Origin of the sequence: Bacillus paramycoides (assembly GCF_001884235.1) — a bacterium.
GTDB classification, from domain to species: Bacteria; Bacillota; Bacilli; order Bacillales; family Bacillaceae_G; genus Bacillus_A; species Bacillus_A paramycoides.
The window spans coordinates 1-1458 of record NZ_MAOI01000120.1 but is presented as its reverse complement, the minus strand read 5'-3'; the positions used below and the strand labels follow the sequence as shown (position 1 = coordinate 1458).

1 protein-coding gene is annotated in these 1458 nt (G+C 33.4%); it reads right to left on the bottom strand.

Annotated features, from left to right (window positions below; all coding sequences use genetic code 11):
• Positions 1–208: 208 nt before the first annotated feature.
• Positions 209–1414, bottom strand: a complete 1206-nt coding sequence (locus tag BAU28_RS24955) for an ABC transporter permease (RefSeq protein WP_071720495.1) — start codon at positions 1412–1414, stop codon at positions 209–211.
• Between the last annotated feature and the right edge of the window lie 44 nt (positions 1415–1458).

Here is a 1458-nt window from a genome sequence, read left to right as displayed (position 1 = left end):
CGTAAAAGCCCGATTGGTTCAACTAATAATCAGTGGGGGATGAACAAAACCCCCACTGATTAAAGTTTCACTTTATATGTGTAAAATTATTATTTAACTTATGGATAGGAATTGTATAGTCATTTGCACTATATGAGAAATGCCTACGAAAAGTGATTAGCAATTTTGGGACGAGAAAAGAGGCTGCTATGTGCAGCCTCTTTTTGAACTAAAACGAAGAAATCCTCTTCTTTGTTTTCGGTATGATAATAAATTTGATCCATAGCATTCCTATTACTACAATGATAAAGCCAATTAATAATTGTCTTGTAGCAATAAGTACAACGCCTGAAAATACAACTAATTGAATGCTTATTAACATAAAAATTAAGCTGAGAAATTGATTCATTCTTTCATCGGTGCTAATTGGATATAATGCTACGATAATATTTCCCGAAAAATACTTCCACAGGGAACGAAGCTGCATAGAGATCATATATAGGACGCCGTAAGCGATAGCGCCTTTCACGTAAATATTCGGTACAAAATATAGGGTGAAGGCACCGAGAATACTTAAGCGAATATATATACCGAAATAATCATTACCACGTAAAAACGCTAGTGTATGTAAATAGAAGAATGTTGCTTGTTTTTTATGTAATATAGGTTCAATCCAATTTGTAAGCCATTTTCTTTTGTTTACTTGTTTATTCATTTGCGGAACATCAGTGAAGATGCTAGCGAATTGATAAAAGCGTATGTTCATTTTTTCTTCTTGCTCGATTATGTATTCCCACGGTATTCGTTTTGTGGGCTGTTTTTTCGTATAAAGAAGTAGGAAAGCGAAAGCAAGAAGTAATAGTAATCCGCCTAACACAATGATATTTGCAATATAAAACAGCATGTAAATGATAAGTGTGTTACAAGCAATACGAGTGATAAGCCATATATTTTTTTCATGACTATCACGCCATATCCAATGTATGTATATGTTCCAGCCTTTTAAAATCATCAAAACGATAAAGATTGTACATAAAAAAGGTACGGTTAATTGTAATGATTGCATGGCAAGCGGTACCATGATAAGGAACGTAAATACGAGTGGGAAAAGCTGAATGATGTAATTATATAGAAGAGATTTTTTAAAATAAGATGTTAATTTCTCTTCTAGTGCTAGCAAATAGACAGCGTCAGGTTTTTGCATAAAGGTGCGAATTGGGCATCTTGTTATAATGAGTGTAAGTACGGCTGTGATGAGTAATAAAGATATTCCTTTAGACGGAGATGCTTTCAGAAACTGAGCGTAATAATATGCACCAACGCATGTAATAAAGATAAAGCTATATAGTAAACCGTTAATCATACGTGCAAAGTATGTGATGATATTTTGAATATGTTGTTGGAAGCGACTGCTCCATAGCGATTCGATTGACATGTTTTTCACCTCTTTGTTCTATTATATATGTTTTATTAAGTAAA

What these genes read in the sequence shown, in the direction of transcription:
- BAU28_RS24955 (WP_071720495.1), bottom strand. Translation starts at nt 1,414, where the DNA reads ATGTCAATCGAATCGCTATGGAGCAGTCGCTTCCAACAACATATTCAA.